23 protein-coding genes and 1 tRNA gene are annotated in these 26,840 nt (G+C 59.7%); 13 read left to right on the top strand and 11 right to left on the bottom strand.

Going from position 1 to position 26,840, the window contains the following annotated elements; translation table 11 throughout:
* The first annotated feature begins 337 nt into the window (after window positions 1-337).
* From ACWNRM_RS05805 to ACWNRM_RS05790, 4 genes are read left to right on the top strand one after another with little or no spacing between them, the layout of a single operon-like run.
* Window positions 338-1,708: an NAD(P)-dependent oxidoreductase gene (locus ACWNRM_RS05805; RefSeq protein ID WP_485169990.1), complete on the top strand. Its 1,371-nt coding sequence runs from the start codon at window positions 338-340 to the stop codon at window positions 1,706-1,708.
* A gap of 2 nt (window positions 1,709-1,710) precedes the next feature.
* The gene (gene preA, locus ACWNRM_RS05800) at window positions 1,711-2,979 is read left to right on the top strand and encodes an NAD-dependent dihydropyrimidine dehydrogenase subunit PreA (RefSeq protein WP_485169991.1); all 1,269 of its coding nucleotides are present in this window, start codon (window positions 1,711-1,713) and stop codon (window positions 2,977-2,979) included.
* Between the two features lie 16 nt (window positions 2,980-2,995).
* On the top strand, window positions 2,996-4,231 hold the full coding sequence (locus tag ACWNRM_RS05795) for a M20 family metallo-hydrolase (protein ID WP_485169992.1): 1,236 nt from the start codon (window positions 2,996-2,998) through the stop codon (window positions 4,229-4,231).
* Window positions 4,232-4,290: 59 nt separating this feature from the next.
* Window positions 4,291-5,058 carry a TetR family transcriptional regulator C-terminal domain-containing protein gene (locus ACWNRM_RS05790; RefSeq protein WP_485169993.1) on the top strand — a complete coding sequence of 256 codons (768 nt, stop codon included), beginning with the start codon at window positions 4,291-4,293 and terminating at the stop codon, window positions 5,056-5,058.
* Here ACWNRM_RS05790 and ACWNRM_RS05785 read toward each other — a convergent pair.
* Window positions 5,018-6,472, bottom strand: a complete 1,455-nt coding sequence (locus ACWNRM_RS05785; protein WP_485172168.1) for an NCS1 family nucleobase:cation symporter-1 — start codon at window positions 6,470-6,472, stop codon at window positions 5,018-5,020. The two genes, ACWNRM_RS05790 and ACWNRM_RS05785, sit on opposite strands and share 41 nt — an antisense overlap.
* A gap of 226 nt (window positions 6,473-6,698) precedes the next feature.
* Here ACWNRM_RS05785 and hydA point away from each other — a divergent pair, with 226 nt between their 5' ends.
* Window positions 6,699-8,093: a dihydropyrimidinase gene (gene hydA, locus ACWNRM_RS05780; RefSeq protein WP_485169995.1), complete on the top strand. Its 1,395-nt coding sequence runs from the start codon at window positions 6,699-6,701 to the stop codon at window positions 8,091-8,093.
* 21 nt (window positions 8,094-8,114) lie between these two features.
* On the opposite strand, the gene galE is transcribed toward hydA, so the two are convergent.
* The 4 genes from galE to ACWNRM_RS05760 form a co-directional block, all read right to left on the bottom strand.
* On the bottom strand, window positions 8,115-9,104 hold the full coding sequence (gene galE, locus ACWNRM_RS05775; protein WP_485169996.1) for a UDP-glucose 4-epimerase GalE: 990 nt from the start codon (window positions 9,102-9,104) through the stop codon (window positions 8,115-8,117).
* A 281-nt stretch (window positions 9,105-9,385) separates the two neighbouring features.
* On the bottom strand, window positions 9,386-10,699 hold the full coding sequence (locus tag ACWNRM_RS05770; protein ID WP_485169997.1) for a bifunctional folylpolyglutamate synthase/dihydrofolate synthase: 1,314 nt from the start codon (window positions 10,697-10,699) through the stop codon (window positions 9,386-9,388).
* Window positions 10,700-10,775: 76 nt separating this feature from the next.
* Entirely contained in the window at window positions 10,776-11,645 is an 870-nt protein-coding gene (gene accD, locus ACWNRM_RS05765) for an acetyl-CoA carboxylase, carboxyltransferase subunit beta (RefSeq protein ID WP_062163697.1), read from the bottom strand.
* Between the two features lie 194 nt (window positions 11,646-11,839).
* Window positions 11,840-13,321 carry a sugar porter family MFS transporter gene (locus tag ACWNRM_RS05760; RefSeq protein ID WP_485169998.1) on the bottom strand — a complete coding sequence of 494 codons (1,482 nt, stop codon included), beginning with the start codon at window positions 13,319-13,321 and terminating at the stop codon, window positions 11,840-11,842.
* 67 nt (window positions 13,322-13,388) lie between these two features.
* On the opposite strand from ACWNRM_RS05760, the gene ACWNRM_RS05755 reads away from it, so the two are divergent.
* Window positions 13,389-13,514: a hypothetical protein gene (locus ACWNRM_RS05755; protein WP_485169999.1), complete on the top strand. Its 126-nt coding sequence runs from the start codon at window positions 13,389-13,391 to the stop codon at window positions 13,512-13,514.
* Between the two features lie 136 nt (window positions 13,515-13,650).
* On the opposite strand, the gene ACWNRM_RS05750 is transcribed toward ACWNRM_RS05755, so the two are convergent.
* Genes ACWNRM_RS05750 through ACWNRM_RS05740 form a run of 3 tightly spaced genes read right to left on the bottom strand, consistent with a single transcriptional unit; the run spans window position 13,651 to window position 16,063 of the window.
* The gene (locus ACWNRM_RS05750; RefSeq protein ID WP_485170000.1) at window positions 13,651-14,487 is read right to left on the bottom strand and encodes a metal ABC transporter permease; all 837 of its coding nucleotides are present in this window, start codon (window positions 14,485-14,487) and stop codon (window positions 13,651-13,653) included.
* Complete coding sequence (locus ACWNRM_RS05745; RefSeq protein WP_485170001.1) at window positions 14,471-15,148, bottom strand: metal ABC transporter ATP-binding protein; 678 nt, start codon at window positions 15,146-15,148, stop codon at window positions 14,471-14,473. Before ACWNRM_RS05745 ends, ACWNRM_RS05750 begins: the two co-directional genes overlap by 17 nt.
* Window positions 15,149-15,154: 6 nt before the next feature.
* Window positions 15,155-16,063, bottom strand: a complete 909-nt coding sequence (locus ACWNRM_RS05740; RefSeq protein WP_485170002.1) for a metal ABC transporter solute-binding protein, Zn/Mn family — start codon at window positions 16,061-16,063, stop codon at window positions 15,155-15,157.
* A 90-nt stretch (window positions 16,064-16,153) separates the two neighbouring features.
* Between ACWNRM_RS05740 and ACWNRM_RS05735 the strand changes: the two genes are divergently transcribed.
* From ACWNRM_RS05735 to ACWNRM_RS05710, 6 genes are all read left to right on the top strand, one after another.
* Window positions 16,154-16,654 carry a Fur family transcriptional regulator gene (locus ACWNRM_RS05735; RefSeq protein ID WP_485170003.1) on the top strand — a complete coding sequence of 167 codons (501 nt, stop codon included), beginning with the start codon at window positions 16,154-16,156 and terminating at the stop codon, window positions 16,652-16,654.
* A 19-nt stretch (window positions 16,655-16,673) separates the two neighbouring features.
* Window positions 16,674-17,168, top strand: a complete 495-nt coding sequence (locus ACWNRM_RS05730; RefSeq protein ID WP_485170004.1) for a hypothetical protein — start codon at window positions 16,674-16,676, stop codon at window positions 17,166-17,168.
* Window positions 17,169-17,201: 33 nt separating this feature from the next.
* Window positions 17,202-18,209 (top strand): asparaginase, encoded by a 1,008-nt coding sequence (locus ACWNRM_RS05725; RefSeq protein ID WP_485170005.1) that lies wholly within the window; start codon window positions 17,202-17,204, stop codon window positions 18,207-18,209.
* A 9-nt stretch (window positions 18,210-18,218) separates the two neighbouring features.
* Entirely contained in the window at window positions 18,219-19,634 is a 1,416-nt protein-coding gene (locus ACWNRM_RS05720; RefSeq protein ID WP_485170006.1) for a sugar porter family MFS transporter, read from the top strand.
* Between the two features lie 829 nt (window positions 19,635-20,463).
* Complete coding sequence (locus ACWNRM_RS05715) at window positions 20,464-21,813, top strand: inorganic phosphate transporter (RefSeq protein WP_485170007.1); 1,350 nt, start codon at window positions 20,464-20,466, stop codon at window positions 21,811-21,813.
* Between the two features lie 238 nt (window positions 21,814-22,051).
* Window positions 22,052-22,816, top strand: coding sequence for an EAL domain-containing protein (locus tag ACWNRM_RS05710; protein WP_485170008.1), 765 nt, complete (start codon window positions 22,052-22,054; stop codon window positions 22,814-22,816).
* A 438-nt stretch (window positions 22,817-23,254) separates the two neighbouring features.
* Here ACWNRM_RS05710 and ACWNRM_RS05705 read toward each other — a convergent pair.
* Window positions 23,255-23,329 (bottom strand) — tRNA-Thr (locus ACWNRM_RS05705).
* Between the two features lie 544 nt (window positions 23,330-23,873).
* The gene (locus tag ACWNRM_RS05700; RefSeq protein ID WP_485172167.1) at window positions 23,874-24,128 is read right to left on the bottom strand and encodes a hypothetical protein; all 255 of its coding nucleotides are present in this window, start codon (window positions 24,126-24,128) and stop codon (window positions 23,874-23,876) included.
* A 329-nt stretch (window positions 24,129-24,457) separates the two neighbouring features.
* Here ACWNRM_RS05700 and ACWNRM_RS05695 point away from each other — a divergent pair, with 329 nt between their 5' ends.
* A complete protein-coding gene (locus ACWNRM_RS05695) occupies window positions 24,458-25,045 on the top strand; it encodes a LysR substrate-binding domain-containing protein (RefSeq protein WP_485170011.1) in 588 nt (195 codons plus the stop codon).
* 57 nt (window positions 25,046-25,102) lie between these two features.
* Here ACWNRM_RS05695 and glnA read toward each other — a convergent pair whose 3' ends face one another.
* Window positions 25,103-26,590 carry a type I glutamate--ammonia ligase gene (glnA, locus tag ACWNRM_RS05690; RefSeq protein ID WP_485170012.1) on the bottom strand — a complete coding sequence of 496 codons (1,488 nt, stop codon included), beginning with the start codon at window positions 26,588-26,590 and terminating at the stop codon, window positions 25,103-25,105.
* Window positions 26,591-26,840 lie beyond the last annotated feature (250 nt).

Genomic DNA, 26,840 nt, shown 5'->3' with positions numbered 1-26,840 from the left:
TTCCTCCACCGGAAGGCCATGCCGAACAGGAAAGTTTCCCGCCCTCATCCGCATGCGATGCACGCAGGCTCTGTTTTGTGACCATAGCAATATCACATGGATGCCAGGAGTTTCCGACATACCCTCTGGCCAATAGACAACCTGTCTCGAAATCGGAGCAGGCGGACAAGCGGGGATAATTCGCCAGTGTCTCCAATAAATTTTCAGCCCGACGCGTCAACATCATGCGAAACATCGGGATACATAATATCTGAACATATGGTCAAATTTTACTTGCAGTGCGCATCATCCCGACCGTAACGTTCGTTTTACGGAACAAACAGAACCGGATTCTCCCATGCGCCCTGATATTGCCTGTGGTCGCCTGCCCCAAGAAATTCTGGCGCGAAATTTCGCGGATGCCCATCCTGGACTGACCCCCGAACAGGCAGCGCTGGAAGCCGATCGATGTTTCTATTGTTATGACGCGCCCTGTATCGAGGCCTGTCCGACCGATATCGACATTCCGCGTTTCATCAAGGCCATTGCCTCGCGGAACACGGCCGGTGCGGCCAGGACCATCCTGCAATCAAACATCCTCGGTGGGTCCTGCGCCCGCGTCTGCCCGACCGAAATCCTGTGTGAACAGAAATGTGTGCACACCGCCATCGAAACCCATAAACCTGTGCGCATCGGCGCCCTGCAGCGCTACGCCACAGACTGGCAGATGGCCCAGAACACCCACCCTTTCACACGCGCTACCCCGACGGGGCGACATATCGCCATCGTGGGCGCCGGTCCTGCGGGTCTCGCCTGTGCTCATCGTCTCGCCATGCACGGTCATGAGGTAACGCTGTTCGATCGGCACGAAAAGGCCGGCGGCCTGAATGAATATGGTGTTGCCGCCTACAAGCTGGCTGATGATTTCGCCCGGAAAGAAATTGATTTCCTGATGGCGATAGGCGGTATCCATTATCAGGGACGGGCCATTCTGGGCGAAACGATCCATCTCGCCACGTTGCGACAGGATTACGATGCCGTCTTTCTGGCGATCGGCCTGTCCGGCGTGCGGGCCCTTGGCCTCCCCGGCGAAACCATGCCTGGCGTCAGGGATGCCGTGGCATTCATCGAACATTTGCGTTCCCACCCGCTGGCCTCGGTGCAGGTCGGACGTCGTGTCGTCGTAATTGGTGGAGGCAACACGGCCATCGACGCCGCCGTGCAGGCGAAACGCCTTGGTGCCGAAGAAGTCACGCTGGTTTATCGTCGGGGTGAGCCCACCATGTCGGCCACCGAGGTCGAGCGCGAGTGGGCGCAGACCAACGGGGTCACGCTCCGGCTCTGGGCCGCACCAACCCGGCTGGAATTCGACAATGGCGCCCTCACCGGCGTGACATTCAGACGCACTGACACAGCCGCAGAGGCGTCGACAGGCCTTGCCACGCCCCCTGTCGATTTCACGATTGCCGCGGATATGGTGCTCAAGGCCATCGGACAGGTTTTTGTCCCTGACCCGGTTGCGCAGGATCAGATCCTGATCGAGAATGGCCGCCTGGTGGTGGACGAAAAAGGCCGCACCACACTGGCTGGCGTCTATGCTGGCGGCGACTGCACGGCAGGTGAGGATCTCACCGTAGCTGCCGTACGCGACGGGCGCGAGGCGGCACAGGCCATTCACAGCGACCTGACCCCTGACGATCTTTCCCTCTCCGGCACAGGAGCTCTCTGATCATGGCCGATCTGCGCACCAGTTTCGCCGGCATCACCTCACCCAACCCGTTCTGGCTGGCCTCGGCCCCGCCCACCGACAAGGAATATAATGTCCGTCGCGCCTATGAGGCTGGATGGGGCGGCGTGGTCTGGAAAACGCTGGGAGAAGACCCGCCTGTGGTCAATCTCAGTTCGCGTTACGGCGCCCTTCAGTTCGAAGGCAAGCGTCTGATGGGGCTCAATAATATCGAGCTGATTTCCGACAGGCCGCTGGCGACCAATATTGCCGAGATCAAGCGCGTAAAGCGTGATTTCCCGGACCGGGCGCTCATCGTCAGCCTCATGGTGCCATGCGAGGAGCATCGCTGGAAGGCCATTCTGCCGCTTATCGAGGAGACGGGGGCAGACGGAATCGAGCTGAATTTCGGCTGTCCGCATGGCATGTCAGAGCGCAATATGGGCTCTGCCGTCGGGCAGGTGCCTGAATATGTCGAGATGGTCACGCGCTGGTGCAAGCAGAACACGCGCATGCCGGTCATCGTCAAACTGACCCCCAATGTCACCAATATCCTCATGCCCGCACGCGCTGCCCGTCGTGGCGGGGCCGATGCGGTGTCGCTCATCAACACCATCCAGTCGGTCATCGGGGTCGATCTTGACGCCATGGCCCCCATGCCGGTCGTAGGAGGCAAGGGCACGCATGGCGGCTATTGCGGCCCGGCGGTCAAGCCCATCGCCCTGCGCATGATCGGCGAGATTGCCCGCGATCCCGAAATGGCGGGAATACCCATTTCGGGCATGGGGGGCATCAGCAACTGGCGGGACTCCGCCGAATTCCTCGCCATGGGGTCGAGCGCGCTACAGGTTTGCACGGCGGCCATGCATTATGGGTTCCGTATCGTCGAGGACATGATCGACGGGCTCTCGAACTGGATGGACAGCAAGGATTACGCGACCCTGCCCGATCTGAGCGGGCGGGCCGTGTCGCGCTTCGTGCCCTGGAACCAGCTCAACATGAAGTTCCGCACCATCGCGCAGATCGATCAGGAAAGCTGCGTGGGGTGCGGCCTGTGCCATATCGCCTGTGAGGACACCTCGCATCAGGCCATCGCCAAAAGCACCGGGCCGAACCGTCGCGAATACAGCGTGATCGAGGACGAATGTGTGGGCTGCAATCTCTGCGCCCATGTCTGCCCGGTGGATGATTGCATCACCATGACACCGCAGCCTGTTGACGGCGAGATGACTTGGCTTGACCATCCCTCCAATCCGCATCGTTTCTCCGCCTGAAAGGATCTCCCGCCGCATGAGCAATATCCGTATCGATGGCCGCGCCCTCTGGGCCGATCTCATGGAAACTGCGCGTTTTGGCGGGACCGCCAAGGGGGGAATCAAGCGCCTGACCCTGACGGAAGAGGATCGTCAGGTGCGTGACTGGTTTGCCGCCACCTGCACGGCGCTCGGCTGCACGGTCACGGTGGATCGACTGGGCAACATGTTCGCCCGTCTTGAGGGGCAGGATAGCAGTCTGCCGCCCCTGACCATGGGGAGCCATCTCGACACCCAGCCCACAGGCGGCAAGTTCGACGGAATTCTGGGTGTGCTGGGCGGTCTGGCCGTGCTGCGTGCATTGCGCGAGGCCGGGCATGTGTTGCGTCACCCCGTCGAGCTTATCAACTGGACCAATGAAGAAGGTTCGCGGTTTTCTCCCCCCATGATGTGCTCGGGCGCGTTTGCGGGCGTGTTCACGGAAGAGGAAATTCTCGACAAGCGTGACCGTACCGGCGAACGTTTTGGCGACGCACTGGAAGCGATTGGTTACCGTGGCACGCAGCAATGCGGCGATCACCCGGTCGCCGCCTATTTCGAGCTCCATATCGAGCAGGGGCCGATCCTCGAGGTCGAAAATCGTGTTATCGGCGCTGTAACCGGCGTGCAGGGGATGCGCTGGTATGAGGTCACGGTGACAGGCCGCGATGCCCATGCGGGCTCGACCCCCATGACCATGCGCGCCGACACGCTACTGGCGGCTGCACGCATGATCAGTGCCGTATCGGATGTGGCCACGGCTCATGCACCCAAGGGTCTTGGGACTGTCGGCCTGATCGAGAACCGGCCGAACAGCCATAACGTCGTGCCGGGAGAAACCTTCTTCACCATTGATCTGCGCCATCCGGAGGATGCGACGCTTGCCGTGATGGAGCAGGAAATGAAGCAGGCTCTCACCAATCTTGCCGAGCAGGCCGGGGTGGAACTTGCCCTGCGCCAGATCTGGGATGCCCCTGCTGTACCGTTCGACCGGCGCTGCATCGACATGGTGTCTGATGCTGCGCGTGATGCCGGATTTGACGCGATGGAAATTGTTTCCGGACCCGGCCATGATGCTGCCTATATGGCACACATGACCCCGACCGCCATGATTTTCGTCCCCTGTCGTGACGGGCTGAGCCATAACGAAGCCGAAAGCATTACCGAAGCCGAGGCCGAGGCCGGTGCCAATGTGCTGCTGGGCGCCCTGCTGCGCGCCGACAAGGTATTTTGAGGCCAGGTGAGCCGGCAAGACAAGATCCCGACGGTTGAAGAAGCAGGAGACAGGACGGAATGACCGATAATACTGTGCCCCTCGCCGGCAGGATCCTGCCCCATCAGGATCACCTCGCCACTGGTCACCATGACAGCGCAGGCAGTGACCTCGCCCCTTGTGGCTTCAGGGCAAAAGCGTCACCTGACGCCGACACCATCAAAAAGCCCAGAAGACCCAGTGCCCCGCGCCAGGCCATGCTGCCCCAGATCCTCAATGCCGCCGAGACGACCTTCGGGACGCGAGGCCTGAACGGAACGCGTCTGGAAGAGATTGCTGCGCTGTGCGACATCCCCAAGGCCAATATCCTCTATTATTTCGGCTCCAAGGAGGAGCTGTACAACGCCACGCTCAAAAGGCTTCTCGATGTCTGGCTGGATGATGCCGATCACTGGCTCAGCGCACATCGTGACCCGATTGAGGGCATGGAAGGCTATCTGCGTGCCAAGATCGCGTTCTCACGTACCCGGCCGGAAGGGTCGCGGCTTTTCGCTCAGGAACTTTTTTCAGGAGGGCAGCGGCTCGAAGGCTTTCTGAAGGACGTGCTTCGCGCCCATGTAGCCCGCCATGCCGCGATCTTTCTCGACTGGCAGTCACGGGGGCTCATGACCCCCATAGACCCCACCCATTTCCTGTGCCTGCTCTGGTCCGGAACACAGGCCTATGCCGATATGCAGGTCCAGTTCGAGGCCCTGCTCGACACGGCCCCTCTGGGTGAGCGCGATTATGATACCGCGCTCGAAACCTTCATGATTCTTGTGAGGCCGCTCTTCCCCCGCGCGGGCTGAGGCCCGAAAGGCCGAAGTGAAACACGCCGCCGGTCACAAGCCCGATCACCCAAGCGTAGTTCTGCGCACCATGCAGGGCGGGGACGAAGACCACCATGAGCCCCAGCACCACCGATAGCGCCAATGCCAGAACAGCACGCCGATTGACGCCGCCCCGGTACCAGTACGGGCCATCAGGCGCTGTGGAATAAAGACCAGGCAAATCGAGACTGGCTTTTTGCACGTGATAATAATCGACCAGCAGGATGCCCGTAACCGGTGCAATGAACAGTCCGAGAATATCGAGTGTCAGATGAATAAGCTCGGGATGAGCGTAGAGATTCCACGGTGTCAGCAGGATCGCCCCGATTGAGGCAATCAGCCCCCCTTTGCGCCATGAGATGCTGGCGGGGGCAATATTGGAAAAATCGAACGCGGCCGACACGAAATTGGCCGAGATATTGATCCCGATCGTGGCGGAGACAAGGGTGATCGTCCCGACAAGCATGATGGTCGGGCTGTCGAACAACATGATGGTTCCGGCCGGATCCAGGATCAGCCGCCCCAGCGCAGAACGCGCCAGAACGAGTGTGGTCAGAACCAGCATGACAAACGCCATGAAATTGACGGGTAATCCCCAGAAATTGCCCCGACGTACATCAGACATGCTCGTGCCGTAGCGGGCAAAATCACCAAAATTGAGAATGATCGGCGAGAAATAGGCCAATGTCAGGGAGGCCACGCTGAAAACCCCGGCAAGGGCGACCGGCCAGCTGACGACCGACTGGGGCAGAAGCGAGAGATGGAAGGCACCGTGCGTGCGCCATAAAAGCGCGATATCGAGCCCGAAAATGACAAGATAAATGGCAGGCCCTGCCCAGTCGATGAAGTGCCTGATGGACTCCATCCCTCGCCAGAATACGGCAATCTGCAACAGCCAGACACAAAGGAAGGCACCCCAGCCCAGCAGGGACAGCCCAAGAGCACCATGCAGATGCGAATCCGCATAGCCCATCACACCAGGGTCCATGTGCAGGATGAACAGAACGATCGCATTCGAGGCCAGCCAGGTCTGTATGCCGTACCAGCCCACCGCAATGGCGCCACGCACCAGCGCGGGAACGACCGCGCCATACACACCGAAGGCTCCCCGTATGACCACCGGAAACGGCACGCCAGCGCGCAAACTGGGGACCGCCACCAGATTGCACAGCACATGCACGATGATTACCGCCGTCAGAAGCCCGGACAGCACAGCACTGACCGGCAGCCCCATGGTGAAAAAACTGCCAATGGTCATGTAACCCGCAACGCTGTGAACATTGGACATCCACAGGAACAGATAGTCTTTCCAGGCCCAGTGCCGCTCCGACACCGGAGCGAGATCCTCATTCGATAACGGCCCAGAGAGCATGTTCATGTGTGCCTGCGTCATCGCCATCCTTTCCGGTCGTCCCGTCATGATCACCCTGTCATGACTGCCCCGCCCTGCCGAGCTTGTCACGACCCTCACGGCATGGCCATCCTGCATGATCCATGCTGGACCCTTGGCGTACCAGCAATAGATTGACCATCTGGTCAGGCTAGTCTTATGATTTCGGTATTACAACGATATTATGGCTGGTTCTTTTATCCGGGCTTTTTCACAGGGGAACAGTGTCATGCTGCTCATCAAGGGTGGAACGATCGTCACAGCCGAGCGCAGTATGCGCGGTGATGTCCTGTGTGACGATGAAGGCCGGATTGCCGCCACAGGTCCCGATCTGGAACAGCCAACCGGCTGTACGCTGGTCGATGCCACGGGGCTGCTGGTCATGCCGGGTGGAATCGACCCCCATACCCATATGGAAATGCCGTTCATGGGTACGACCGCGAGCGACGATTTCTATACCGGCACCGCGGCAGGGCTGGCGGGTGGAACGACCAGCATCATTGATTTTGTCATACCCGCAGCCGGGCAGCGCTTGTTCGAGGCGTGGCAGGACTGGCGAGGCAAGGCCGAGAAAGCCGCCGCCGATTACGGGTTCCATGTCGCAGTCACGCATTGGGACGAACAGGTACACGAGGATATGGGTCGCCTGGTGCAGGAAGGCGGCGTCAACTCCTTCAAGCACTTCATGGCCTATAAAAACGCCCTGATGATCGACGATACCGTCTTTCTGCGCTCCATGAGCCGTGCTGGCGCGCTGGGTGCCCTTTGCACCGTCCATGCCGAAAACGGTGACGCCGTGTCATTCCTTCAGGCGCAGCTTCTCGCTGCCGGCGAAACCGGCCCCCACGCCCATCCGCTGTCACGCCCCGCCGAGGTCGAAGGCGAGGCAGCCCAACGCGCCATTGCCCTGTCGACGCTTCAGAACACGCCGCTTTATATCGTGCATGTCTCGACCCGCGAGGCCACGGAAGCCATCGCTGCAGCCCGTCTCAAGGGTATGAAGGTCTATGGTGAGGTACTTCCGCAGCATCTCGTTTTCGATGAGAGCGTCTATCATAATGAGGAATGGCTCTCTGCTGCCCGCCATGTCATGAGCCCGCCCTTTCGCGCCAGAGCCCATCAGCAGGCTCTGTGGGGCGGGCTGGTTTCGGGGCAGCTACAGACAACCGCCACGGATCATTGCTGCTTTTGTCGCGACCAGAAGGAACGTGGCCGCGATGATTTCACGAAAATCCCCAATGGTGTGCCGGGGATCGAGGAACGCATGAGCGTGCTCTGGCATCACGGGGTTGTCAGTGGTCGCCTGACACCGGAGCAGTTCGTGGCCATCACGTCGACCAACACCGCCCGTATCTTCAATATCTTCCCCAGAAAGGGCTGTATTGCACCGGGGGCAGATGCCGATCTGGTGTTGTGGGACCCAACCGCCTCACGCACCCTCTCTGCCGCCACCCTGCATCAGAACGTCGATTACACGCTCTATGAAGGCATGACCCTGACCGGCCTTGCGCAAAAAACCATCAGCCAGGGCGTGGTCGTCTGGGACGATGGGAATCTTCGCGCCGTACGCGGCAAAGGCCGTTACGTACCCCGACCCGCTTTCAGCGTCGCCCAAGCGTTCTGACGAAGGCGCATCCGGGGCTTGTCACGCCCCGCCATAGCCATGGGGATGCGCCTCGCGCCAGCGAAAGGCAGTCTCGACAATCGTATCAAGATCCGACAGTCGCGGTGTCCATCCCGTATCTGAACGGAAACTGCCTGAGTCGGCGATCAGTGTTGCCGGATCGCCCCCACGTCGTGGTGCGGCATCCCATGGCAGCTTGCGACCACTGACGCGCTCGACGGCACGGATAACTTCGATATTGGAAAATCCGCGCCCGCTTCCAATGTTGTAGAGCACGCTGCGATCATCAATGCTGGCGAGAACGCATTGATACGCGGTCGAGAGATCGCCAACATGCAGGTAGTCACGCACGCATGTGCCATCACGGGTTGGGTAGTCGGTACCGAAAACGCTCAGTTGCGGGCGACGCCCCAGGGCAGCGTCGATGGCAATGGGCACAAGATGCGTCTCGGGCCGATGGTCTTCCCCGGCGCGGCCCAGAACATCGGCGCCGGCTGCATTGAAATAGCGCAGGCAGGCGCTGCGCAAACCGTGGATGCGATCGGCCCAGTGCAGCACCCGCTCGATCATGTATTTGCTCTCCCCATAAGGAGAGCCGGGATCGACCGGCGCATTTTCCGGGATCGGGGCATCACGTTCAGGACCGCCAAAAAGCGCAGCCGTCGAGGAGAATACAAGCTTGCGCACATTATGCCTGACCAGCGCACGAATGAGATTGAGGGACGAGATATAGTTCTGTTCGAAGTAGCGCAGAGGATCGGCCATGCTCTCACCGACGAGTGAGATTGCCGCAAAATGCAGGGCCGCATCGAAATCCTGACTGCCGACCACCGCGTCCAGAGCCTGCGCATCCATCATATCGATCTGATGAAGCGTCACACCCGATGGCACGGCCGCCAAATGGCCTGTGCTGAGATTATCGACAACAACGACCTCGTGCCCGGCATCCAGCAAGCCCAGCACGGCATGGCTGCCTACAAACCCAGCCCCGCCGGTTACGAGGTAACGCATCTCTCACTCCTCCATTCTGCCCTTGCGCGCCTCGCTTGCATTCGCCGCGTCTGAGGCAGAAGGGTTATGGCTCTACCTGATCATTGCCATAAAATATACGAGCACCTGCGGACACTCATTATTCGTCATCCTGTTCTTTTTCGTTTTCATTAGACGAATAGATACGACAACAATCGAGTCTGATACACCGTGAGAGACTTTTGCTTTGACAGATCAGGGCGTGACGGTTCATCTGACAGCACCATGATCTCATTACCCTGCGATCAGGCGCTGAACACATCTCAGCGAGGCAATGTGCCATCCTGCTTCAGAACCACGCCTGCCAGATAGAGACTGCCGCAGATCAGCACCCGCGCTGGTGGCCCCTCGAAGCGGGGAAGGACCGCTGCAATTGTCGGCCCGGCAACAGCATGACCACCTGAGGCCTCGATGATGGTTTCGACAGGTAAAGCGAGATGCTGGCCCTCTTCTGCCACAGCATGAAGTGTCGTCGCATGACGCTGTACGGGTCGGAGAAAACCCGCAGCATCCTTGCTCTGCTTCATGCCAACAATGACATGCAACGGACGGTCGGACCAGTCGGCTAACGTGGCCGAGAGTGCTTCGCCAGCATTGGGGTTGTGCCCGCCATCGAGCCATAATTCCCACCCTGCGGGCAAAAGGGCGGCAAGCCTGCCTTCCAGACGCTGCAATCGGGCGGGCCATTGCGTATGGGCGATTCCGGCCCAGGCCTGCTCAGGCAGGGGAAAGCCACTGGCCCGCATGGCGGCCACGGCCAGGGCGGCATTCGCGACCTGATGCACACCCTTCAGCCCCGGTGCCGGCAGTGACAGGACCCCGAGCGGATCCTGATAGGTCAGGGTGCCATCATGATCACGATCGCAGGTTACGTCGCGTCCGACCTCCCACAGAGGGGCCTTGCAGGACGCGGCCTGAGCCTCGATCACCTGGCGAGCCTCATCATGCTGGAGAGCGCATACAACCGGCACACCCGGCTTGATGATACCAGCCTTTTCGGCAGCAATCAGGCCGAGCGTTTCACCCAGAAAGGCCTGATGGTCGAGATCCACCGGCGTGATCACACACACAATCGGGCGCGCAACAACATTGGTCGCATCCAGACGACCACCCAGACCGACTTCAAGAATCGTCAGATCCGCAGGTGTTCGGGCAAACAGCAGCAGACCCGCAGCCGTCAGAACCTCGAACACGGTAATAGGCGCGCCATTATTGATGCGCTCGATTTCCTCGAGTGTCGCAACCAGCGCCTCTTCGGTCACCAGTGTGCCCGCCACACGAAACCGCTCCGTCACGTCCACCAGATGCGGGCTGGTCATGACATGAACGCGCAGCCCGGCCGCCTCGGCTATGGCGCGCAAGGTCGCGCAGGTACTGCCCTTGCCATTCGTCCCGGCCACGTGAATGACGGGCGGCAGCGCGCGTTCAGGGTTGCCCAGCTTGTCGAGCAGGGCGTGCAGCCGCGTGAGGGAGAGATCGATCAGCTTGGGATAAAGCGCCTGCACACGGGCCAGCACGACACCGGTCCGGCCCTCATATTCATCGCTGAGTCTGGCCGGGGCGGCTTGGGTCGTCATGGGTCAATCCGTGTGGGAGCGAAAGAAAAAACCCCGCCCTGTTGCGCAGGACGGGGCCAGCAGGGAGCAGAGCCCGTCAGGCTGCTTCAGAGGCAGCAGCAGGCTTGTTCATCATCATGCCAATCAGACGGCCGAGCATGGTCTGAAGCTCGGGACGCGCCACAACCATGTCCACCATGCCGTGGTCGCGCAGATACTCGGAACGCTGGAAGCCCTCGGGCAACTTCTCGCGCACCGTATCCTGAATGACGCGCGGGCCGGTAAAGGCAATCAGCGCCTCAGGTTCGGCAATCTGCACATCACCCAGCATGGCGAAGGAAGCCGAGACACCGCCCGTCGTCGGGTTGGTCAGCACAACGATATAGGGCAGACCGGCATCCTTGAGCATCTCGACGCCAATGGTCGTGCGTGGCATCTGCATGAGCGACAGAACGCCCTCCTGCATGCGAGCACCACCCGAGGCGGTGTAGATCACCAGTGCCGCCTTCTGCAGCACGGCCAGACGACAGGCTGCAATGAAGGCTTCGCCAAGAGCCGTGCCCATGGTGCCTGCCATGAATTCATAGGCCATGACGGCCACAACCGCATCATGCCCACCGATCTTGCCATGGGCCACAGCCAGCGACTCATCAAGATGGGTCTTGGTCTTGGCGTCCTTCAGGCGGTCGGCATATTTCTTCTGGTCACGAAAGCCGAGCGGATCGCTGGGAACCTTGGGCAGCTCGATCTTGGTGTATTTGCCGTCATCGAAGGTCCACTGAAGGCGCTCATTGGCCAGCGCCTTGCCATGATGGCCGCAATGGGGGCAGACGCGCTGAGCCTTCTCGAGATCCTTGATCAGGATCATCTGCGAGCAGGACTCACAGCTGGTCCACAGGTTCTCCGGCACTTCGCGCTGCAGAAGGCCACGGATTTTCGGTCGAACGTATTCGGTCAGCCAGCTCATCTTGATCCTACTTCTCGCCCGATCCGCATGGAGTTCCCTGGGGTGCAGGCGTTGCGGTCGAATGGGCAATCGTCATTCAGAGCCCGCTTTTAGCGATTTCTGCCGCGCAATGCCAGTTTCACGAAAAAGGGGTGGCCCCTCCCTGAAAGGCCACCCCCATCGTCACGCGAACTACCCTGCTGGAACTGTATGGCTTAGGCGGCGGCTTCTTCCTGCACGTCCTCAGAAACGATGCGTGTCTGCCCCTTGCTGGGGCGAAAGCGCTTCTCGTGCAGGGCAAGCTCGATATCCTCAAGCGTGGCGCCGGCTGTTTCCGGCACGAAGAAGAAGATGAACGCCACCGAGGCCAGATTGACCGCCGCATAGAACCACATGGTGCCACCCAGCGTGATGAGCTGCACCAGCGTCAGCGCCGTGCCCGTCACCAGCAGGTCAGATCCCCAGAGCGTTGCAGCGTGAAGGCTGGTGGCCTGACCACGCATGGAAAGCGGGAACATCTCGGCGCCAAGCAGCCAGCCACAGACCTGAATGCCGCCCGAATTGAACGCCATGAACAGCAGCAGGAACACGATCACCAGATAGGAGCCCATGCTGCCTGCGGCAGGGTGCATGGCAAAGACAATACCCAGACCAATCAGACTGACAATGGAACCCGGTCCCATGATCAGCATGAGGCGACGACGGCCGACCCGGTCGACAATCAGACAGCCAATGAAGGTCATGATGCAATAGGTGATGGCCACACCCAGCGAGGCCATAAGCGCCGATGAAGCGCCGAATCCGGCATCGCGCAGAAAGGTCGGCGCGTAATAGATCATCATTTCCAGACCGCCGCACTGGGTGAAGAAGGCCACGCCCAGAGCGGCAACAAGGGCGGGACGCACCCAGGGCCGGAACAGTCCCTTCCAGCCACGATTGCGCGGGTCAGCCGCTTCCGCATTCTCGCGCATCTCGCGCACTTCCTTGCGGATCACCTTCTTTGACGTACGGATACGACCGAGTTCGATGATGGCACGCTTCATACCCTCATTCTCGGCCGTCCAGCGTGGGCTCTTGGGCATGAAGAACATGGAGACAAAGACGATGGCAGCAGGGACGGCGGCAAGACCCACCATCGGGCGCCAGCCCCAGGCCTCGCGTTCAGTATAGCCAATGATGTTGGCCAGCAGGATGCCCAGCCCGATCGCCACATTGAACATCGTGACCAGTGTGCCGCGCTTTTCCGCCGGAGCAAGCTCCGAGATATACATCGGCACGACCTGCGTGGACCCGCCGACAGCAAAGCCGAGGAACACGCGTGAGATGATCAGTAGCCAGACATCGGGCGAAAAGGCGCAGGCCAACGCCCCAAGCACGAATACGCCGCTGACCAGCGTCACGCAGGCGCGCCGGCCGTATTTCTCGGAGAAGGACCCGGCCGCCAGGGCGCCAAGAATGGCACCGGCCAGAATGGCCGACGCCACCATTTCCTGCATGGTGCTGCTGAGATGAAAATCATCGGAGATGAGCAGCAGCGCACCGGAGATGATGCCGGTATCGTAGCCATACAGACCACCACAGATTGCAGCGACCACGGCCGCCAGAATCAGGATATATTTTGCATAGGGAGAGACCTCGATCGGATGATCGTCATGAGGGCGCGCCCCGGCGTCAGTTGTCTCTGAATTATTTTTCATGACGATATAACTGAAGACCAGCAAACTGGTTTAAGATCGTCGGGCAAAAAACAAGAAGGAGCCATTCATGGCAAAACCACAGAAGCCCCGGCAGGATGTGCCGACGATCAACGTGCGTGAGCTGATCATCATGCATATCGTGCTGGCTGTCTTCGTGGTCGGGATCATGGTGCTGGACTGGCATCTGAACTGAGCCGTCGAGAACTTCGCCGACCAGGGAAACGGCAGACGCTCCGTCACGCTTTCAGAGCGGCAAATCCAGGAGACGGTATGATTCGTCCGAGAAGACTGCTTTTACCGTTGTGTCAGCTATAGCCGCGCCGGTCGGATCATGAACGCGCAGCCGCGATAAGCCCGCGGCTGGCGATGGCTCGCGCCAGCAGATAGCAAAGCGCCGCCCCCGCACTGATGCAGAACGAGACCGGCACCCCGGTATACCAGGCCACGACAAGCCCGCCCCAGGACAGAGCCAGTGCCAAAAGTGCGGAAACCAGAAGCCCGATCCAGGGTGAGAGGCCAAGGCGCAGTGTGCATGAGGCTGGCCCGACCAGCAGGCTGAACACCAGCAGGATTCCGATCGTGCGCGAGCCTATGGCAGTAGCCAGCGCAACAAGCATCATGAAGCCGCAGGCCACAACGCGCAGCCGCACGCCTTTGGCTGCTGCAAGGTCCGGGTCGAGGCTGGCAAACAGCAAGGGCCGACCCAGCACGCAAAGCCCGACCAGAGACACACCACCAAGCGCCAGCAACATACGCAGGGTCGTCCGGTCCACCCCAAGCACATTGCCAAAAAGCAGGGCCGTGGTGCTGCTCGCAGGTGTATGGGCCATTTGCAGGAACAGCAGGCCAAGCCCAAGGCTGGCAGCCAGCACGAGGCCGATCACACTATCCCGCTGACTGGCACTCGCCGCATTGGCACGCAGATCGCCTTGAGGCTCCCATCCGAGCACCAGCCCTGCCGCCAGAACAGAAAGCACCATGCCTGCAAGCGGCGTCATGCCGATGAGTACGGCACCAGTGGCCCCGGCAAAGCCGATATGCGATAGCGCATGCCCCGCAAAACTCTGGCCGCGCAACACCAGAAACCACCCCACCGGCCCGCATAGCAGCGCCACCACGCCCGACGCCATGAAGGCATTCTGCATGAACTCATAATGCAGCATCATGAAGCTCCAGTTTCTGATCCCTGATCCGGAGCAGATGATCGGCAAAGGGCCGGACGGCGTCGAGCCCGTGGCAGGACATGAGAACCGACATGCCGGTTTCGCGGCATCGTTCGTGCAGCATGGACAAAATCCGCGTCTGCCATTGCGTGTCCATACCGCTCAATGGCTCATCCAGAACGAGAAAGGACGGACCACCCAGCAGGGCCTCGGCAAGGAAAAGCCGTTGCCGCTCCCCACCCGAAAGCTGGCTGAGCGGTTGCCGGGCCAGGGTTTCCGCCCCCGTGAGAGACAGAGCAGCCGCGATACGCGCGTTCAGTTTCCCACCCCAGCCCGGCAGGCCGAAAGAGGCCCCCCGCCATGAGGCCGCCAAGAGCGCATGGCCGGTCATCTGTGGCGCAGGCAGCCGACGATCCTGAGGCATGTAACCGATCTGCCCTCTTATGGCGGCAGGATTGCGGCCCAGTACCTCAATTCGCCCCTGCTGAGGGCGGTGCAGGCCGAGCAACGTGCGCAGCAATGTCGTCTTGCCATGACCGTTCGCCCCGTCCAGCACGGTGAAGCTTCCGGCCGGCAAGGTGAGATTTGCCTGCGCAAACAGGACCCGGCTGCCATGGGCAAGGGTTACATCATGCAGGGTCAGGGCAGCGGGCAGATTAGTCATGGCCAATCAGTTACGAATGTCCAGCGCGGCTGCAAGCCGGTTGAGCCGCACCGTCATCCAGTCCTGCCACAGCAAAGGAGGGGCTGGAAATTCGTCAAAGGCCACGACAGCAATACCGGAGCGATGGGCCAGCGCGATCAGGCGCGAGATGGACGGCGTTTCAACGGCCGGGTTGATGACAAGCGCCTTGACGGTCTTCTGCTGGAGGGCCTCTTCAAGCCGCGCTACATCGCGCGGCGCAGGATCGACATGATTCATGACGGCCAACGCAAAGTCCGGATCGATAATCTCCAGACCAAGCGCGGCAAAAACAGGCCCCCCAACGGGCTCGGTGACAGCAATCTTCATGCCCTGCGTCCGGGGGCGCAAGATTTTCAGCCGGGCATTGAAGCTATCGAGCATCCGGCGAAACCGCGCCTGTGCGGCGGCAATATCGTCTGCCTTGTGGGGAAGCAGCGCGGCAAGGTCACGGGCAAGGGCATCTACCACCCGGCCGACAGCCTCGGGGTCATCGAAGAGATGCGGGTTGTCACCCGACGTCAGCCCGGCAAGATCGAACGCCGATATGATGCGACGCGCGGGATTGGGCTGGGCATCCAGCAGCGGGGTCATCCAGTCATCATAATGACCGCCCGTCATCACCACGAGACTGGATTGCGCCAGAGTACGCGCCATATCAGGCGTGACCTGAAAATCATGCGGGTCGACGCGTGGTGAGATCAGGACACTGGCAGGGCTGACAGAATCCCCCCCCAGCCCTGTGGCGAGATCGCACCAGAGCGCTTCGGCACAGAAAATCCGGACCCTGGGCGGCTGCGTTGCTGCCAGCGTACCGGCAGCAGACTGCGCCCGGCTGGTTCCGGCAAGGCCGTGCAGGGCAAGGGCACAGAGCATGATGAGCAGAAGCTGGCGCAAAAAAGTCGCCTTTAGTTATATTATAACGACTGGGATACGCGATATAGAGGCGGAACTCTGGTCAGGACAAGCCGGAAAAGGAATTTCCAGATGCTCACCCTTACGGCAACGACAGATCAGCCCGGGTTTTCCGCAGACACTCAGGCCCTTCTGGACCGTGCAGCGTCTTTCTGTGCGACGCGTGCCAGCCGTCTGACAGAAACCAGACGTCTGGTGCTCGGCCTTATTCTGGAAAGCAGCAAGCCGGTAGGTGCCTATGAGATACTCGACCATCTCAGGCAGTATCAGCGCAATGCCGCCCCACCCACTGTCTATCGGGCACTCGACTTCCTGCTTGCACAAGGGCTGATCCATCGTATCGAGCGTATGAGCGCCTTCATTGGTTGCGCGCATCGTCTGGAGTGTCATCATGGTCACGGGTGCGGCCATCGCGCCCAGTTTCTAATCTGTAGTGGCTGCGGCATGGTGAGCGAGGTGGAGGATAGCGAAATCTCCCACGCCATTGCGCGTGCTGCCGCAAAGATCGGGTTCAGGCCGCACCAGTCCACGGTCGAGATCGAGGGGCTGTGCGCAACGTGTCAGAAAGGCTGATCGGTCAAAGCCGCTTCTGATGGCCTCCTCGGGAAAGCTCCCCTTTACCGATGGCGAAAGCCGATCGCGCCCTGCCGATCGCCACACACGCAGGACGCCACCCGGACCGACGTTCCCTGACAGCACCCAGCCCGACCTTTTCGATTATGTACCGCCTGTCAGACGCGCCCGTCTCGACCCCGAGGAGGCTCCCCTCCTGCTGGTCACGACAAGGGCCTTTTCCGACCGGGAGAAAGATGATGGCTGGCTTTACTGCCTGACGAGCGCTGAAGCTGGCGAGGCATTGCTTCTGGACGGGCTTCCCCTCAATGCACGCCATCCCCTCCTGCTATGCGCCCGCCCCGCCGTGCTGGCGTTGCTGATCGACCACGCGCAGACAGAAGATGGGACGCAGGTTGTTCTTCTGCGTGTGCGCCATGCCCATGTCGCACCTTGGCTCGAAAATGACCCCGACATGAGTGCGCGTCTGGGCGCATCCTGCTATCTGCTGTCGAGACAGACACCGCTCGGCTGAGTCCGGGCCCTTCCAGCTTTCAAGGAAACCGTCATGGACGATATCGCTATCGCCGAAGTCACACGCGGCGGCCGTGTTGAATCACGTCACCTCGGGCGCATTGCTGTCATGGATGATGCCGGTCGCGTCGTTCATGGTCTGGGTGCCATCGACAAGCCCGTCTTTCCACGCTCGACGGTCAAGGCCCTGCTGGCCCTGCCGCTTGTCGCCACAGGCGCGGCCGATCGTCTTGGCCTGACTGACGCCGAGCTTGCTCTGGCCTGTGCCTCGCATAATGGCGAGCCCCGCCATGCCGAGACGGCGGCTGCCATGCTCGCCAGGGCGGGTCAGGGTCTGACCTGTCTGGAATGTGGGGCGCACTGGCCCACCTATGACAAGGCAGCACAGGCGCTTGCCGCCTCGGGCGGCGTGCCAAACGCGCTGCACAACAACTGCTCTGGCAAACATGCCGGACTGATCTGCCTCGCCATTGACCAGTCTCTCGATCCGAAGGGGTATATCGATCCGTCCCACGAGGCGCAGCGTCAGGTGACCGAGGCACTTGTCATGGCGACCTCGACCCCGCATAACGACGAAAATCGCGGGTTGGATGGGTGTTCCATGCCGACCTACGCCGTTCCGCTGGCGGCGCTGGCCACGGGTTTCGCCCGATTTGGCACAGGCAAAAATTTTTCACAAAGCAATGCGTCGGCAGCGTCACGCTTGCGTTCAGCAGTCGCGTCCAATCCCTTCATGGTGGCAGGGAGCGGACGTTTTGATACGACATTGATGACGCATTTCGGTAACCGAATCTTCTGCAAGATGGGTGCAGAAGGGGTCATGGTCGCGTCTCTGCCCGAGCTGGGGTTGGGAATTGCGATCAAGACCGATGACGGAGCAAACCGGGCAGCCGAAGTGGCACTTGCCGCCCTTCTGCTCAACCTGGAAGGCGTGCACTGGTCTGACCATGACCGCGACGTGCTTGCCGGATTGTCGTATCAGGTCATGAGAAACTGGAATGGACGAGAAGTCGGCACACTGCGTGCCGCCGGTAAAGGATAAGACCTAAAGATGGCGATAGATACAGATGCCGGAAACTCAGATGGCGTGCTGGCGTCGGTTTTCGATGCAACCAAGTTCAAGATCCTCGTAATCGGGGTACTGGCCGCCCTTGCGGGTTTGATGTCAGGTCTTGATATCGGCGTGGTTGCCGGTGCGCTCGATTTCTTCGCCAAGCAGTTCAATGCCTCGACCTTTGCCCAGGAATGGGTGGTGAGTTCCATGATGGCGGGCGCTGCCGTAGGCGCGCTTGCTGCAGGCTGGATGTCTCATGCGCTCGGCCGCAAGCGTTCGCTTATCGCTGGGGCCTCGATCTTCGTGATCGGTTCGATCGGCTGTGCCCTCAGCTGGTCCATTCCTTCCATGATCACCTTTCGTGTGGTCATGGGGCTGGCGGTCGGTATTTCTGCCTTTACCGCCCCGCTCTACCTGTCGGAAATCGCCAGTGAGGCGACACGCGGTGCGATGGTGTCGACCTATCAGCTGATGGTGACCGTCGGTATTTTCCTCGCCTTCCTGTCCAACACCTATTTCTCCTATAGCGGCAACTGGCGCTGGATGTTCGGTGTGGCTGCCATCCCGGCTGGTCTCTTCCTGATTGGCGTGCTTTTCCTGCCCTACAGCCCGCGCTGGCTGATCATGCAGGGGCGTCACAAGGAAGCCCGGGAAGTGCTGCTTTCGCTGCGCGAAGACCCGCTTGAGGCCGCGAAGGAAATCAAGGCCATCCGTGAGCAGCTCGAAATCAAGCAGCACGGCTTTGAACTGCTCAAGACGAATTCGAATTTCCGTCGCTCGATTGCACTTGGCATCATGTTGCAGGCCATGCAGCAGCTCGCCGGCATCAATATCATCATGTATTACGCGCCGAAGATCCTCTCGAGCGCCGGATTCGATGCCACATCGCAAATGTGGTGCACGGCCATCATCGGTCTGGTGAACATGCTCGCAACGTTCATCGCGGTTGGTCTTGTCGATAAATGGGGCCGCAAGCCCATTCTCTATATCGGCTTTTCCGTCATGGCACTGGGTATGGCCGCGCTTGCCATGCTGCTCAACACGGACATGTCCGGAGAGACGTCGAAATTCATCGCCATCTTCCTGCTGCTGCTGTTCTGCACGGGTTTCGCTATGTCGGCTGGACCGCTCATGTGGGTGCTCTGCTCCGAAATCCAGCCCATGCAGGGCCGTAATCTGGGTATCTCGCTTTCGACGCTCACCAACTGGATCACCAACATGGTTGTGGGTGCGAGCTTCCTGACGTTGATGAACACCTTTGGCACCTCAGGTACGTTCTGGCTTTTCGCGGGTCTGAACGCCTCCTTCATCGTGCTCACCTTCCTCTTTGTGCCGGAAACCAAGGGCATGTCGCTGGAAGTCATCGAAAAGCGTCTTATGGCAGGCGAGAAGCTTCGCAAGCTCGGACGCTGAATTCACTTTCCCCAAGGGGTGCCAACGCGCCCCTTAGTCAGGCCAATCGTACGATACCTCATCCCGAACCGGGGAGATTTTCGATTTCTCCTGACCGCTACTGAACGGCACAAGCTTTTTCCTATATCTCTGGAACATGACGCGCACATTTCGGGTGGTATCGCAGTTAGCCGCGGCTCTATCACCCAGAGACAGAGCCATACCGACAAGAACAGAGGACTGATTTGTAAAACGCCCCTTCTCAGACACATGATGCCCGGCGACGGACTGATGATATCAGGGATTGCCTGAAGGACAACGTGCCAACCTCCGGGCAGAACGAATAGAGAATGAGAACGGATCCCGCCGCTGGTACCCGAGCCGAGGCACATAAATCGCCCACGCGAGGCTGCATCCCGTGAGGTGATTAAAGCAGGGTGCTGTCTGGTCCCCTCATGCTGGGCTTTGCAAATGCTGCCGATCCATTATGACCACTGGCGAACGGGCCGTGGCTGGTTCGGGAAATAAGTAGGTGGTTCCTGCACTCTCCATCCACGATGTCGAACTCATCCTTGCTGCAATCCGCAACCGCTGATCCTCGCAAAGCATCAGTTTGCCGACTGGGCTTTTGACCCACTGCAAATAATGGACGAGGAGCTTATATGACCTTCGTCGTCGAGATGACCCGCTGACGGGAAGAAGCGCAGGGCTGCGGGGCTCCACTTTGTCAGGATTGCTATCCCCCTTTCCCGCAATCATGAAGTTTCAGAGAAACCCTGCGTCAAAGTCTTTCACGAAACGCGACGCTGGCAGAGAGTGGGAGCGTCCTGCTGCAAAGGCTTCCTGATCGATGCTTCACTTTGCTCCTTCCTCCACGGAATCGCTGATCATGCTCGCGATCTGCTTCCTGCTTGTCTGCATCTTCGAATTTGCCAATGGCTTTCACGATACGGCCAACGCGGTTGCAACGGTGATCTACACCAACGCGCTCAAGCCCCGTGTGGCTGTCATCTGGTCGGGACTCATGAACCTGCTGGGTGTGCTGCTGGGCGGCATTGCCGTGGCGTACGCACTGGTCGAACTGTTGCCGCCCGATGTGCTGACACCCCCCAATGGCAACCCGGCGGTGCCGATGCTGGTGGCGCTTTTCGGCACGGCACTGGCCTGGAATCTCTGCACCTGGTGGTTCGGGATTCCAAACTCGTCCTCGCATTGCACGATCGGGGCGCTGATCGGCATTGCCATCGGAGATTCGTTTCTGCATGCACGTGATCTGGGTCATAGCGTGGATTGGGGGCAGATCTGGAAGGTTCTGCGCGCGCTGGCCATCTCGCCTCTGCTCGGTTTTTTCCTGGCCGGGCTGCTCTATCTGCTCATCCGCTTCGCTGTGCGGATGCCAGCCCTTTTCACTCCCCCCAAACCTGATGAGAGCCCGAACCCGATTGTCCGGGCGCTGCTGATCCTGACCTGCACCTCCGTCAGCTTCTCGCATGGCAGCAATGATGGGCAAAAGAGCATCGGGCTCATCATGCTGACAATCATCGGCCTGATGCCCGCCACTTATGCCATGAACCCGGACCATCCGACGGATCGCGCGGCTCTGGCCCAGATGGCGCAGGAGGCAAGGCCCCTGATCGCCCAATATGACCGCTACAGCTTCAAACCGGACGCCCTGGCCTCCATCGACCGCCTGAAGATGGTCACCACACCCGCAACGCCGGCCCAGATCCGCGGCGACGTTTATGAAATTCTCTCGGGACTGCGGGATGTCAGTGCCAATCCGGCCTCCTCGTCGCAGGAAAAACAGACGAGCACCCAGCTTGCCAAGGCGCTTCGCCCGACTGTCGAATATGCGCCCTACTGGGTCCGTGTGCTCAGCGCCCTGTGTCTTGGTGTCGGCACGATGGTGGGGTACCGCCGCATCGTCAAGACGCTGGGAGAGGGCATCGGCAAGCAGCATCTGACCCCCGCACAGGGGGCTGCCTCCGAACTTGTCGGCGCTGGCCTCATTGCCTCGGCGGGCTATACCGGATTGCCGGTTTCGACCACGCATATCATCACGTCAGGTGTAGCAGGCACGATGGTTGCCGCCGGATCGGGCATCAACATGCGTATGCTCGCAAAAATCGCCCTAGCATGGCTGCTGACTCTGCCCGTCACAATCACGATTTCGGCTTGCGCCTTCTACCTTTTGAACTGACCGCGTGATCGCAAACTGACTTCGGTCAGGGCGCGATTAGCGTGAACTGCTCCTATCCGTCTGGCACAAGGCGATCGCAGCAGACACGCCCATCGGGCAAGGCGCACATAAACTGCCCGACCCATTCCCTTTTTGCCGGTTGTCACAAAAATAATTGCTCTGCCCGATTCGGAATCACCAACTTGTGAGCATTCCTTGCGTTCGGGATGGCGCGTAGTCGATGCGGGAGGGCAGCGCAATGATGGCATCATTCTGGGGAAGCGGGAAACGCAAGGCGTGCATTGGCTGCAGCGATGGCGCAGGGTTTGATATTCCAATCACCATGGCCTTTCAGCCAATTGTCGACCTGTCGACCCGGCAAATCTTCGCTTACGAGGCGCTGGTGCGAGGCGAGAATGGTGCCAGTGCACAGGAGATCCTGTCACGCGTCACTCCTGAAAACCGTTATGCTTTTGATCAGACATGCCGGGTAACGGCCATCACCCTGGCGTCAGAGCTCGGGCTGGCAGAGCAGGGCGCGCTTCTCTCCATCAATTTCCTGCCCAATGCCGTCTATGATCCAGCGACCTGTATCGGCGCGACGCTTGAAGCGGCGGAGCGCGTCAACTTTCCCACTGACAGGATCCTGTTCGAGTTCTGCGAAAACGAAACGCTGGATACCGAGCATCTCCTGCACATTCTCCAGACCTATGATCGCATGGGATTCAAGACGGCTATCGATGATTTTGGCGCGGGCTACGCGGGGCTTAGCCTGCTGTCACGTTTTCAGCCCGACTATGTCAAACTTGATATGGGCCTGTCCCGTGCCATCGACACTACGCCGGTCAAGCAGGTCATGATGCGTCATACCATCGCCATGCTGGAGGGGCTGAACGTCACTCCGATTTGCGAGGGCGTCGAAACCCCGGGAGAAGCAGGTGCTCTCTCTGATCTCGGAATCTCGCTGCAGCAAGGCTACATCTATGCCAGACCAGCCTTGGCCGAACTGCCGATGCTGCATTGAAAAGGTGCAAGGTGTATCCTGTGAGATATCATCCGCGGTGCACTACTTACATAGGGCGTTTCTGTTTTTCTTCTTTTTGACCACGAACTTACCATAGTCTTACTATCCGTACCGACAGCACGCCACGGCAGTCGAGGGCGATGAGATTGGGCCGGACCACTATCTACGTGACCCCGAGAGCGTTATCGGTCTAACCTCATAAACGTTTTGTCGCTCTGTACGAGCGATGCGACGCAAAGAATAGGGCGTTCGGGCACAAGAACTTATCCAGGTCTGATCATCGTCAGCTATGAGGATTGATGCAGGTATGGATGTCTTGTGCGCAAGGGGAAGACAGGTAGGCCATTGTCTGCAACCGTCCCGAAGAGAGCGGAGAAGTGGCAATCCTGCCCGCTAATCAAGTGCGCCTCATTTGGCGTTTGATTGTCCGCCGCGTCATGGTGCCGGGTGAGGGATTTGAACCCCCGACCTTCGGTTTACAAAACCGCTGCACTACCACTGTGCTAACCCGGCATGGCGCATGAACGGGATGCTTTTCGTCGCTAATCGCAGATTCGTCAAGATCTTTCCCGCGTAACGATGATAACGAACTGCACAGCCCCTCACATCTCCTTGGTGCGTTCCCTTATCGGGGGTCATTGCTTTCGCGGCATGCCGTGAATTTGACAGCAAAGCAAATTGTAGCCCGGCATGTATGCCGATGATGGTGACGCCAGCAACCCGATCTCTGGTGACTCCGTGCCAGTTCCGTCCGCATACAGACGGTCATATCCGACCGCTGAGGGTACTGCCGCAGACTATCTGGTCGCAAACGCGAGCAATGCCTCGACTCTCGCCTCTCGCCTCTCGCCTCTCGGTGAAACTGGTATCCCTCCCAGCACTGCAACGCCCAGAACAGAACCAAGCACCTGTACCTGTACCTGTACCTGTACCTGTACCTGTACCTGTACCAGACTTGCCGACAGATCGCCCGCGCCACCATACCGATAACAGGCATTCTCGGGGCCTACCTCAACTGCGCCATTGATGATTGCCCCCCTGGCCTGGATTCTGATTGTCAGAAAAAGGCCCGCGCTCCTCTTGGCAGCCCATCCAGCCAGTCCTGATGGCTGTTGAGCATCGGGTTGGGCCGGTTGGCCGCCAGTGCCTGGGCGGGTGCCCCGTTCTGGGGCTCCTGCATCAGAACGCGCAGGCGGTTGCCAGCCGACATCTCGACAAGCCAGGCATGATGGCAGTCAAGCCGCGTCTCAGTGCCCTTCTCTCTCGCCCAGCCAGGCCAATCTGCCGGTTCTCCCGTGTTCGGGTGCCACATATTCCATCACGCGGGCCTCAACAGGGAAACCGACGGTTTTGAAAGCAAAGTGACATCCAGCCAGCAATTGCGGGCCATCACTCTTGTGAATACGCGGGGTGGCGAAGTTGGCAGAGTAGCGGGGCCACTCGTCTGGATGGGTCAGAAGTGTCCAAACGCAAAGCAACGGCACGTCAGCCACGATGCACTCATTGGAAACAACATTATCCGCCTGCCCGGGAGGGTACGCGTCAGGCTGGAGAATGGCGTTCATCACAGGATAGGGGGGCGTTGCGGCGTCTCCTCTTTACTGTCTCCTGAACTGTCAAATGTGGTCCATCAGGAAAATCATGGTTGATGACCTGACCGGGGAGGCAGCGCAGGACCATCTTGAACGTGGAACTCTCGACTGGGCGTTGCTTGCCGGCGACGCCTGCACGCCGGCGCTCCATGCGCAAAAGCTTTTTCATGAGACATGGCTCTGTGCGACCCGTCTTGGGCATCCCACCCTCTCCGGAGGCATGACACTCGACCGGTTCTGCAAGGCTGATCATGTGGTGGTATCGCCGGACGGAGGCGGCTTCGAGGCCATGACCGACGCTGCGCTGCGTCGTTTGAACCTGAAACGCCACGTGGCCGTTTCGGCCTCGGGCTTTCTGACCGTGCCCGATCTTCTGACCCGCACAGATCTTGTCGCCGTGCTACCCTCACGCCTGCTGGCGACACGTCATGATCTGGCGGTTTTCGCGCCACCTGCGCCGCTCGTCCTGCCGGGTTTCGACAAATATCTTGTCTGGGGAGAGCGCACCCATCTGGATCCTGCCCACCGCGCCTTGCGTAAGCTGCTATCCGATACGTGCCATGACCTGGCACTTCCCTCTCCCAATCAGCACGGCCACAGCCTGACAACCGAAGTCATGCCAATGCACGCAAGGTGAGAGAAATAGTGCAGACATAAAAAAAGCCCGGCGCGAAGGCCGGGCTTTTTCCTCGGATCAGACCGAGTAGTACATTTCGAACTCGGCCGGGTGCGGCGTGTGCTCGAACTTGTAGACTTCTTTCCACTTCAGCTCGATGTAGCTCTCGATCTGGTCCTTGGTGAAGACATCGCCTTCGAGCAGGAACGCGAAATCGGCTTCAAGGGCCTGAAGGGCTTCACGGAGCGAACCGCAGACCGTCGGGATCTGGGCCAGCTCTTCCTTCGGCAGTTCGTACAGATCCTTGTCCATGGCTTCGCCCGGATGGATCTTGTTACGGATGCCATCGAGGCCAGCCATCAGCATGGCGGCGAAGGCAAGGTAGGGGTTGGCGGTCGGATCCGGGAAGCGGACCTCGATGCGCTTTGCCTTCGGGCCTACCGAGTACGGAATACGGCATGAGGCCGAACGGTTGGCAGCCGAGTAAGCGAGCAGAACGGGGGCTTCAAAGCCCGGGATCAGACGCTTGTAGGAGTTGGTCGACGGGTTGGTGAAGGCGTTCAGCGCCTTGGCATGCTTGATGATGCCGCCAATGTAGAACAGCGCATCTTCCGACAGGCCGGCATACTGGTCACCTGCAAAGAGCGGCTTGCCATCGCGCCAGATCGACTGATGCACATGCATGCCCGAGCCGTTATCGCCAGCGATGGGCTTCGGCATGAAGGTGGCCGTCTTGCCATAGGAATGGGCGACGTTGTGCACGCAGTACTTGTAGATCTGCATGAAGTCGGCCGACTGCACCAGCGTGGCAAACTTTGTGCCCAGCTCGTGCTGCGACTGTGCCACTTCGTGGTGATGCTTTTCGATCGGCAGGCCCATCTCACCCATGGTGGAGAGCATTTCGGCGCGCAGGTCGCCTTCGCTATCGACCGGAGCAACCGGGAAGTAACCGCCCTTGACCACCGGGCGATGGCCCATATTGCCTTCCGGGTAGTCCTTCATCGAGGCGTCGGGGCCTTCGATGCTGTCGAGCTGGTACGTGCCGTAATTCGGGCCCGTGCCGAACTTGACGTTGTCGAAAATGAAGAACTCGGCTTCCGGACCGAAGAAGGCGGTGTCACCCAGGCCTGTGGTCTTCAGATAGGCTTCAGCAGCCTTGGCCGTCGCGCGCGGGTCGCGAGCGTAGAAATTGCCGGTGCGGGGCTCGACGATATCGCAGATCAGGATCAGCTGCGGCTTGGCCGAGAACGGGTCCATGACGGCCGAGGTCGGGTCAGGCAGAAGCACCATGTCGGATTCATTGATGGCCTTCCAGCCAGCAATCGACGAACCATCAAACATGAAGCCTTCGACGAAGGTATCTTCCTCAATGGTGGTGTGCCACTGAGTCGTGTGGTGCCACTTGCCCTTCGGATCGGTGAAGCGCAGGTCAACCAGCTCGACCGAGTGTTCCTGCATCAGCTCGAAGACGCGCTTAACGGCGGCGCTGTCCGGCTTGCCCGGCTTGGGCGCTGCATTCGTGGAAGACGCAGCCTTGGATGCCGCGGCTGGAGCTTTTTTCGCCATTTGTCAAATACCTGTTTCTGCCTCAAGGGGCCGCACTGATCGGCTGCAAAACGATTAGGACAGGATTTGCGAACTGTCGAGTATTCCGAAGGCTTTTTACGCATCCGAGGCAACGAAAAAGACCCTCCGCAGCCCCCATAAACCCTTCATCATCCCTTTCCGGAAGCAAAACGACGCATGACAGACCAACAGAAATAGCATATCGGAGCGTTTCGCTCCCTTATCGTTGTTTTTTTCTGCCTCGCACGCG

Source organism: Asaia sp. A2 (assembly GCF_057319415.1).
Note: the sequence above shows the minus strand (reverse complement) of the source record. Positions and strands in the feature narration are given on the sequence as shown.

What these genes read in the sequence shown, in the direction of transcription:
- ACWNRM_RS05805 (WP_485169990.1), top strand. Translation starts at nt 338, where the DNA reads ATGCGCCCTGATATTGCCTGTGGTCGCCTGCCCCAAGAAATTCTGGCG.
- preA (WP_485169991.1), top strand. Translation starts at nt 1,711, where the DNA reads ATGGCCGATCTGCGCACCAGTTTCGCCGGCATCACCTCACCCAACCCG.
- ACWNRM_RS05795 (WP_485169992.1), top strand. Translation starts at nt 2,996, where the DNA reads ATGAGCAATATCCGTATCGATGGCCGCGCCCTCTGGGCCGATCTCATG.
- ACWNRM_RS05790 (WP_485169993.1), top strand. Translation starts at nt 4,291, where the DNA reads ATGACCGATAATACTGTGCCCCTCGCCGGCAGGATCCTGCCCCATCAG.
- ACWNRM_RS05785 (WP_485172168.1), bottom strand. Translation starts at nt 6,472, where the DNA reads ATGACGCAGGCACACATGAACATGCTCTCTGGGCCGTTATCGAATGAG.
- hydA (WP_485169995.1), top strand. Translation starts at nt 6,699, where the DNA reads ATGCTGCTCATCAAGGGTGGAACGATCGTCACAGCCGAGCGCAGTATG.
- galE (WP_485169996.1), bottom strand. Translation starts at nt 9,104, where the DNA reads ATGCGTTACCTCGTAACCGGCGGGGCTGGGTTTGTAGGCAGCCATGCC.
- ACWNRM_RS05770 (WP_485169997.1), bottom strand. Translation starts at nt 10,699, where the DNA reads ATGACGACCCAAGCCGCCCCGGCCAGACTCAGCGATGAATATGAGGGC.
- accD (WP_062163697.1), bottom strand. Translation starts at nt 11,645, where the DNA reads ATGAGCTGGCTGACCGAATACGTTCGACCGAAAATCCGTGGCCTTCTG.
- ACWNRM_RS05760 (WP_485169998.1), bottom strand. Translation starts at nt 13,321, where the DNA reads ATGAAAAATAATTCAGAGACAACTGACGCCGGGGCGCGCCCTCATGAC.
- ACWNRM_RS05755 (WP_485169999.1), top strand. Translation starts at nt 13,389, where the DNA reads ATGGCAAAACCACAGAAGCCCCGGCAGGATGTGCCGACGATCAACGTG.
- ACWNRM_RS05750 (WP_485170000.1), bottom strand. Translation starts at nt 14,487, where the DNA reads ATGATGCTGCATTATGAGTTCATGCAGAATGCCTTCATGGCGTCGGGC.
- ACWNRM_RS05745 (WP_485170001.1), bottom strand. Translation starts at nt 15,148, where the DNA reads ATGACTAATCTGCCCGCTGCCCTGACCCTGCATGATGTAACCCTTGCC.
- ACWNRM_RS05735 (WP_485170003.1), top strand. Translation starts at nt 16,154, where the DNA reads ATGCTCACCCTTACGGCAACGACAGATCAGCCCGGGTTTTCCGCAGAC.
- ACWNRM_RS05730 (WP_485170004.1), top strand. Translation starts at nt 16,674, where the DNA reads ATGGCCTCCTCGGGAAAGCTCCCCTTTACCGATGGCGAAAGCCGATCG.
- ACWNRM_RS05725 (WP_485170005.1), top strand. Translation starts at nt 17,202, where the DNA reads ATGGACGATATCGCTATCGCCGAAGTCACACGCGGCGGCCGTGTTGAA.
- ACWNRM_RS05720 (WP_485170006.1), top strand. Translation starts at nt 18,219, where the DNA reads ATGGCGATAGATACAGATGCCGGAAACTCAGATGGCGTGCTGGCGTCG.
- ACWNRM_RS05715 (WP_485170007.1), top strand. Translation starts at nt 20,464, where the DNA reads ATGCTTCACTTTGCTCCTTCCTCCACGGAATCGCTGATCATGCTCGCG.
- ACWNRM_RS05710 (WP_485170008.1), top strand. Translation starts at nt 22,052, where the DNA reads ATGATGGCATCATTCTGGGGAAGCGGGAAACGCAAGGCGTGCATTGGC.
- ACWNRM_RS05700 (WP_485172167.1), bottom strand. Translation starts at nt 24,128, where the DNA reads ATGTGGCACCCGAACACGGGAGAACCGGCAGATTGGCCTGGCTGGGCG.
- ACWNRM_RS05695 (WP_485170011.1), top strand. Translation starts at nt 24,458, where the DNA reads ATGGTTGATGACCTGACCGGGGAGGCAGCGCAGGACCATCTTGAACGT.
- glnA (WP_485170012.1), bottom strand. Translation starts at nt 26,590, where the DNA reads ATGGCGAAAAAAGCTCCAGCCGCGGCATCCAAGGCTGCGTCTTCCACG.